The following is an 8,310-nucleotide window of genomic DNA, read 5'->3' on the forward strand; positions in this document are numbered from 1 at the left end:
ACCGCACTTTTCTCTTCAACATCAATGGGAAACATTAAAAACCGCCAGATTCTACCGTACTTGTCGGTATTTTTCCAAATTACCTGTTGTTATCAATCATTCCTTTTCGGCATATCGTAACGCCGGAATAAGCGGTATTACGTAATCAATATGAAGTCGATTAGCGCAGCGATTAATCAGAGAATTGACGGGCGATTATAAGTCGGCTGAACGCTTGTCGAAGGATTCGTTGAAAGGTAAAAATAGCACCGCATTGAAAGCGCCTCCAATGCGGTGCTGTTTCCGCCAAAAACCGACAAGCGGGTTAAAATTATTTCACGTTAGCCGGAACAAACATGATTTAATACACGGTAAAATTACCGCACTTTTTCCAATTTCGCTAAATGCGCAATCAACCACTTAATTCCCTGCGCTTGGAATGCGATTTGCAGACGCGTGTTGTTATCTGAACCTTCTACATTAATCACCGTGCCGAAGCCGAATTTCTCATGTTTCACTTTTTGTCCCATTTTCCATTCGTTTTCGTTTGGATTTGAATGAGACAGCGAACCGACTTTCGCCAAATTCATCGCACGTGTCACCGTGCCACGTAAACGAATTTCTTGAATGCATTCTTGCGGTAACTCGGCAATAAAACGCGACGGCAAATGGCGTTCTTCTTTCGCATACAAACGACGACTTTCGGCATAAGAAATCGTCAATTTTTGTTTTGCGCGCGTAATCCCCACGTAAGCCAAACGGCGCTCTTCTTCCAAGCGCCCCGGCTCTTCAAAAGAACGAAAACTCGGGAACAAGCCTTCTTCCACACCTACCATAAACACGCGTGGAAACTCTAAACCTTTTGCCGAGTGCAACGTCATCATTTCCACGCTGGATTGATGCGGTGACGCTTGCTCTTCGCCCGCTTCAAGGGAGGCGTGGGTTAAAAAGGCGGTGAGATCCGTCATTTCTTCGGCTTCATCAGGTTTTACAAATTCACGGGTTGCACTCACCAACTCTTCCAAGTTTTCAATCCGTACTTCTCCCTTTTCGCCTTTTTCTTGCTGATACATATCGTATAAACCGGAATGTTTAATCACAAAATCCGTTTGGGCAAAAAGTGGCATTTCGGCAGTGTCAAGTTGCAAAGAATTAATTAATTCTTGGAATCGTAATAATGCGGTGGAAGCGCGCCCGGTCAGCCTATTTTCTTGTGTCGCCACTTGTACCGCTTGCCATAAGGTAATTTGGCGTTCGCGCGTGAGATGGCGCAACACTTCTAACGTGCGCTCGCCAATACCGCGTGTCGGCGTATTAATCACGCGTTCAAATGCCGCATCGTCTTGGCGGTTATTAATTAAACGTAAATAGGCTAAAGCATCTTTGATTTCTTGGCGTTCAAAGAATCGCATTCCGCCGTAAATTCGATAAGGAATTTGGCAACGAATCAAGGCTTCTTCAATCACACGCGACTGGCTGTTACTGCGATAAAGCACCGCGCAATCGTCTAGTTTTCCGCCGTTATCCACCCAATCTTGAATTTGCGAAGCCACAAATTTAGCTTCATCTAATTCATTGAAGGCGGCGTAAATGCCCACAGGCTCGCCTTTTTCACCGTCCGTCCATAAATTCTTACCGAGGCGATCGCCGTTGTTGGCAATCAATTCGTTCGCACTATTTAGGATATTGGCGGTAGAACGGTAATTTTGCTCAAGTCGAATAGTTTCTGCTTTAAAATCTTTCAAAAATTTTTGGATATTTTCGATCTGCGCACCGCGCCAACCGTAAATGGATTGATCGTCATCGCCCACAATCATCACATTGCCGGTTTGTCCCGCCAGAATTTTGATCCATTGATACTGAATTTTGTTGGTGTCCTGGAACTCATCCACCAAAATATGTCGAAAGCGCTGCTGATAACGCTGTAAAATCAACGGTTTTTTATCAAACAATTCATAAGCGCGAATTAAAAGCTCGGCAAAATCCACGAGGCCGGCGCGATCACAAGTATCTTGATAAATCTGATAAATCTTAATCCATTCGCGTTCTTGGCGATCGTTAAAATCTTCAATTTCGTGTGGCCGCAAACCCTCGTCTTTTTTATTGTTGATGTACCAACAAGCCTGCTTCGGCGGAAACGCTTTTTCGTCGTAGTTGTGCAGTTTTAACAAACGTTTTAACAAACGCAACTGATCTTCCGAATCCAGAATTTGGAAATCTTGCGGCAACCCCACATCTAAATGATGCGCGCGTAACAAGCGGTGCGCGATGCTGTGAAAAGTGCCGATCCACATACCGAATAAATTCGTTTGAGAATACTTGCCCAAGGTGGTTTGAATGCGGTGCCGCATTTCAGCTGCAGCTTTGTTGGTGAAAGTTACCGCCATAATGCTGCCTTCGGAAATATTTTCCACAGCGACAAGCCATGCAATTCGATGGGTCAACACACGGGTTTTACCGCTCCCTGCGCCCGCCAACACCAAATAATTGCCCGGCGGCGCGCCGACCGCTTCCCGTTGTTTATCATTCAAACCGTCAAGTAATTCGGAAATGTCCATTTTTGTTTACTTTATCTGTGTAAATTTACAGGGGATTATAGTGACATTTTACCGGTTAGACAATGAGGAATTCGTCGTCCGTGGACGATTTTGGTACTTGATTGATGCCTTCTTACGAATCTGCAAAGCACATCGGAAAAGGCATTGTCGAACATAAAAAATAGCACCGCATTGGAGCAGGTTCCAATGCGGTGCTGTTACGCGATACAAACGCCGGAAGTTTATTTCCGGATCGCCGCCGTTTCATTTTAATCTTCGGAAAATCGCACTTTAGCTTCGGCAATTGCTTCAGCGACGCGCAACGGCGAAACGCCGCCTTTGGCACAACGTTTATTCAAGCAAGATTGAAGTGAAAGAATTTCGTACACATCATCGTCCACGACTTCACTGAATTGGCGGAATTCCGGAATAGTTAAATCTTCCAAGCCTTTGCCTTTTTTAATTGCGTAAACCACGGTTTCGCCCACGATATGATGCGAGTCACGGAACGGTACACCTTTTGCCACCAAATAATCGGCAAGCTCAGTTGCATTAGAATAGCCTTTTAACGCCGCTTCACGAGTGCGTTCCACATTTACTTTCAATTCATCTAACACAAAGGTCGCCATATCAACGCAATCTTGCCACGTATCTAAGGCGTCAAAAATGCCTTCTTTATCTTCCTGCATATCTTTGTTATAGGCCAACGGCAAACCTTTTAAAGTCATTAACATACCGGTTAACGCCCCCATTACGCGGCCTGCTTTGCCACGGATTAATTCGCATGCATCCGGATTTTTCTTTTGCGGCATTAAAGAAGAACCAGACGTAACACGATCGGATAATTCCACGAAATTTGCTTCGCCGCTATTGAAAATAATCATATCTTCTGCAAAGCGGGAAAGATGCGCCATACTTAATGCAGCGGTTGAAAGTAATTCGACGATATGATCGCGGTCGGACACGCTGTCCAGGCTGTTACGCGTCGCGAAGGCAAAACCCAAATCTTGTGCCAGCGCCTCGCGATCTACCGCATACGCCGTACCGGCAAGCGCGCCGCTACCAAGCGGGCAACTGTTCATACGTTTGTACGCATCGGCCAGACGGCCGTAATCGCGTTCAAACATTTCTACGTATGCCATGCACCAATGTGCAAAAGTAATCGGTTGCGCACGTTGCAAATGGGTGTAACCCGGCATCACAGCATCTTGCGTATTTTCCGCAGTTTGCACCAAATGACGTTGCAAATTGCGGATGGAATTTTGCAATTCAATTACGCGCTCTTTGCACCACAGTTTGATATCAAGGGCTACTTGGTCGTTACGGCTACGGCCGGTATGTAATTTTTTACCCAAATTGCCTACTTTATCGATGAGTTTACTTTCCACCCAACTGTGAATATCTTCCGCATCGTCTTGCAAAATCGCTTGCGGATTCGAGCGCACTTCAATTAATAATTCATTTAACGCTTGCTCCAACTGTTGTTGCTCTTCTTGCTTCAGTACATTCACTTTTACCAAGGCTTTTGACCAACCGATAGAACCGACAATATCTTGTTCCGCCAAACGGAAATCAAAACGTAATGAATCGTTAAAATCTTTAAAACGCTTGTCTGCAGCCTGCGTAAAACGTCCACCCCAAAGTGCCATAATATTTCCTCTATGTCTTATATGCGACCGCCCAAACGGTCAAGCAAAGTAATTATTTATTACATTATTATGCATAAATATGCACAAATCAAGTTTTACTTCGGAAAATAAAAAACTTCCTCAAAATCTCCCTCGCCACATCATAAAAATGCCTGATTTTTTTATAACAAGAACTAGACACTACGCGGTTTTAGTGATACCTTACGCACCACTTTTTGGACGCCAGTCCTCCATTCATTCACTCAACTCTCATTCATTCCAACGATTATTCATTATGCATTTAACAGAACTTAAAAATATGCCTGTTTCCGATCTCGTGAAACTCGGCGAAGAGCAAATGGGCCTAGAAAATTTAGCGCGTTTGCGCAAGCAAGATATTGTCTTTGCCATTTTAAAACAACACGCAAAAGGCGGTGAAGACATCTTCGGCGGCGGCGTATTGGAAATTTTACCGGATGGCTTTGGCTTCCTCCGTTCGGCGGACAGTTCCTATTTAGCCGGCCCTGACGATATTTATGTCAGCCCAAGCCAAATTCGTCGCTTCAATTTGCAAACCGGAGACAAAATCGAAGGAAAAATTCGACCGCCGAAAGAAGGCGAACGCTATTTTGCCCTCCTCAAAGTAGATCAAGTCAATGACGACAAACCGGAAGTCTCCCGCAGCAAAATCCTTTTCGAAAACTTAACGCCATTACATGCCAATTCCCGTTTAAGAATGGAACGTGGCAACGGCTCTACCGAAGATTTAACCGCCCGAATTTTAGATTTAGCCGCCCCTATCGGGAAAGGCCAACGTGGTTTGATCGTCGCGCCACCGAAAGCGGGTAAAACCATGTTGTTGCAAAATATTGCGCAAAGCATTACCCACAACTACCCTGATGTCGAACTTATTGTGTTACTGATCGATGAGCGCCCGGAAGAAGTTACGGAAATGCAACGCTCCGTAAAAGGCGAAGTGATTGCCTCTACTTTCGATGAACCGGCAACCCGTCACGTTCAAGTGGCTGAAATGGTGATCGAAAAAGCCAAACGTTCTGTAGAACACAAAAAAGATGTGGTGATTTTACTTGACTCCATCACCCGTTTAGCGCGTGCTTATAACACCGTCACACCGGCATCCGGTAAGATTTTATCCGGTGGTGTGGACGCCAACGCATTACACCGCCCCAAACGTTTCTTCGGCGCAGCGCGTAACGTGGAAGAAGGCGGCAGCTTAACGATTATCGCCACCGCATTAGTCGATACCGGCTCCAAAATGGATGAAGTGATCTTCGAAGAATTTAAAGGTACAGGTAACATGGAATTGCATCTTTCCCGTAAAATTGCGGAAAAACGTGTGTTCCCGGCTATCGACTTTAACCGTTCAGGTACCCGTAAAGAGGACTTGCTCACCGCCCCTGATGAGTTACAAAAAATGTGGATTCTACGCAAAATCCTTAATCCGATGGGCGAAGTGGAAGCGATGGAATGGCTCATTGACAAACTCGGCATGGCCAAAACTAACGAAGAATTTTTTGAAATTATGAAACGCTCATAATTCAAAACACAAAAGAAAAATAACTGTACGGCCTCTGCACAATTAGCCGCATTTAATTAGAGGATCGGGCGCTGTAATCCAGTACTCGATCCTTTTTGTTGGCTTGGTATGCCTGTAATTCTCGGTCAGCAAAATCAAATCGATTTTAGGCTTAATCTTGTGGCCGATTGTTTTCTTTAATTTTCAAAGTGTTTCTAGCTTAAACGATAAGCATAATTTTGAAATGATGTGATGGCCGCACAAAGCGGAAAATTACACTCACAAAATAGCACCGCATTGGAAGCGGCTCCAATGCGGTGCTATTTGGGAATGCCAATCCACGTTCCGACTCAAAAGCCGTTTTACATATTCACAGCATTCAGTTGAGCTTTAAGCTTACATTTTGAAAAAAGCAAAGGCCACTTTTTATGAATGAGACGCAGTGGAAAATAAATTAATTACCAACACGCCGGCAATAATTAAGCCGATGCCGATGAGGCCCGCCGTATCAATTCTTTGCCCAAAGACAAAATAGGCGACAAGCGTAGTCAAAACAATGCCCACACCTGACCAAATTGCATAAACCAAGCCGACCGGTAGCGTACGGAAAACAATGGAAACCAAATAAAAAGATACGGCATAAAGGCCTAACGAGCCGACCGTTGGTAGCGGTTTGGTAAAACCGTCGCTTAGTTTCAGTAAATTGGTTGCGACGATTTCCAGACAAATGGAGAACGCGAGTAAAATCCAAGGGTTCATTGATTCCTCATAAAAGAAAAGTCTTCATAAAAAAAGAGGCGCAGTCTGCGCCTCTTCCGCTTAAACAAATATGTTCTTAACAATCTTGTTTACCAAATTCGGCCTGACGAAGAATATTGCGTACGGCTTCGTCAAATGCAGCAAGCACTTGTTCGGCATGTTTCGGATCGCTACCGCGGGCGTCGAGGTAGAACTTGATTTTCGGTTCCGTACCGGACGGACGGGCGATGAGGCGACTACCATTTTCCAGCACGAACACCAGAATGTCACTTTGGCGATCAGTTTTGGTGTGATCGATAAATTGTGCCACATTCACACCGCCGATTACACTCGGTGGATTATTGCGAAATGCGCTCATTAATTTGCCAATTTCAGACAGATCGCTTACGCGAATAGAAATTTGTCCACTTACATAAGCACCGAATTCTTTGGTGAATTCCGCCGCGTAATCCGCCAAGGTTTTGCCTTGTTTTTTCAGATTACGGACTAAATCCAAGAACATGATGGCGGCGGAAATGCCATCTTTGTCGCGCACTTTATCCGGGTCAACCAAATAACCGAGGGCTTCTTCAAAGCCGAATAACAAGCCTTGCACTTTACCGATATATTTAAACCCGGTGAGCGTTTCTTGTGATTCAAAACCATAACGTTTGGCAATTTCCGCCAGCGCAGGCGAGGAAACTAAGGAGCAAGCGAATATGCCTTTTTTGCCTTGCGCATGATATTGTTTCGCCAAATACCAGCCTAAGAAACAACCAACCACATTGCCGTGCAGCGGTTTCCAGTTGCCTTGCGCATCAGGCACGGCCACCGCCAGTCGGTCAGCATCGGGATCATTCGCGATAATAAATTCGGCGTTGTTTTCTTTTGCTATTTTAATCGCCAAATCCAACGCGCCTTTTTCTTCCGGATTCGGGAAGTTGACGGTCGGGAACGTACCGTCCGGCCATACTTGTTCGGCAACAATGTGCGGTTGTGGCAATCCCGCTTTTGCCAAGGTTTTGCTCAACACTTCGTAACCCACGCCGTGCATGGCGGTATAAACATAGTTAATATTTGCTTGTGGCTCTTTAGCGAGAGAGGCGGTTTTTGCAATATAGGCATCCACTACGGTGTCGTCTAATATCACATATTCCTGACTGCGCGGTAAATCTTTCACGCTACCGGCGGCAACCTTATCAATTAGCGCCGCGATTTGTTGATCTGCCGGTGAAACGATTTGCCCACCGCCGTTCGCTTTGCCTAAATACACTTTGTAACCATTATCTTCCGGTGGGTTATGGCTGGCGGTGACCATCACACCGGCGGTGGTGTCGAAATATTGAATGGCGTAAGCCAGTACCGGCGTCGGTAATTTACGCGGTAATAAATAAGCTTTGATACCGGCACCTGCCATAATTTCGGCGGTATCGCGCGCGAACACATCGGAGTTTTTACGTCCGTCGTAGCCAATCACAATGGAAGGTTGTTGGTCGTATTCTTTTAAGAACAATGCCAAACCGCCGGCAGCCTGCGCCACCAACACACGATTCATGCCCATAGAACCCGCTTGCAAACGACCGCGCAAACCGGCGGTACCGAATTGTAAGCGTCCATCAAAACGCGCCTGTAATTCCGTTTCCGCTGCTTTATCGCCCGCTTTCGCCGCATCTAAAAGTGTGTTTAACTCTGCACGGGTTTCTGCATCAGGATCTTGATTCAACCAATTTTGAGCTATATTAAAGAGAGTTGTCATAGTTCACCTTCCTAAGTTAAAAGACAATTACGAATTGCGGATAGACTAGCGGAAAAACGGTAAAATTTAAACGCCTATTTAGTGAAACTTTGATCTAAATAACACTTTTCGTACCGCCCATCGCTCATAAAAAAC

The 8,310-nt window shown here is 45.3% G+C and carries 5 protein-coding genes; 1 reads left to right on the top strand and 4 read right to left on the bottom strand.

All coding sequences use genetic code 11. The features are described 5' to 3' along the window. Positions 1-356: 356 nt before the first annotated feature. Positions 357-2,537 carry a DNA helicase II gene (gene uvrD, locus ACO59Y_RS08270; RefSeq protein ID WP_486132296.1) on the bottom strand — a complete coding sequence of 727 codons (2,181 nt, stop codon included), beginning with the start codon at positions 2,535-2,537 and terminating at the stop codon, positions 357-359. A 248-nt stretch (positions 2,538-2,785) separates the two neighbouring features. After that, on the bottom strand, positions 2,786-4,165 hold the full coding sequence (gene argH / locus ACO59Y_RS08275; RefSeq protein ID WP_486132298.1) for an argininosuccinate lyase: 1,380 nt from the start codon (positions 4,163-4,165) through the stop codon (positions 2,786-2,788). Between the two features lie 274 nt (positions 4,166-4,439). Between argH and rho the strand changes: the two genes are divergently transcribed. Next, positions 4,440-5,702 (top strand): transcription termination factor Rho, encoded by a 1,263-nt coding sequence (gene rho, locus ACO59Y_RS08280; RefSeq protein ID WP_486132300.1) that lies wholly within the window; start codon positions 4,440-4,442, stop codon positions 5,700-5,702. Between the two features lie 405 nt (positions 5,703-6,107). Here the strand turns inward: rho and ACO59Y_RS08285 are convergent, their stop codons facing one another. Together ACO59Y_RS08285 and ACO59Y_RS08290 are read right to left on the bottom strand one after the other, a co-directional pair. Further along, the gene (locus tag ACO59Y_RS08285; RefSeq protein WP_486132302.1) at positions 6,108-6,440 is read right to left on the bottom strand and encodes a DMT family transporter; all 333 of its coding nucleotides are present in this window, start codon (positions 6,438-6,440) and stop codon (positions 6,108-6,110) included. Between the two features lie 76 nt (positions 6,441-6,516). Then, positions 6,517-8,175 carry a phospho-sugar mutase gene (locus tag ACO59Y_RS08290; RefSeq protein WP_486132304.1) on the bottom strand — a complete coding sequence of 553 codons (1,659 nt, stop codon included), beginning with the start codon at positions 8,173-8,175 and terminating at the stop codon, positions 6,517-6,519. Between the last annotated feature and the right edge of the window lie 135 nt (positions 8,176-8,310).

The organism is Rodentibacter sp. (assembly GCF_057314195.1).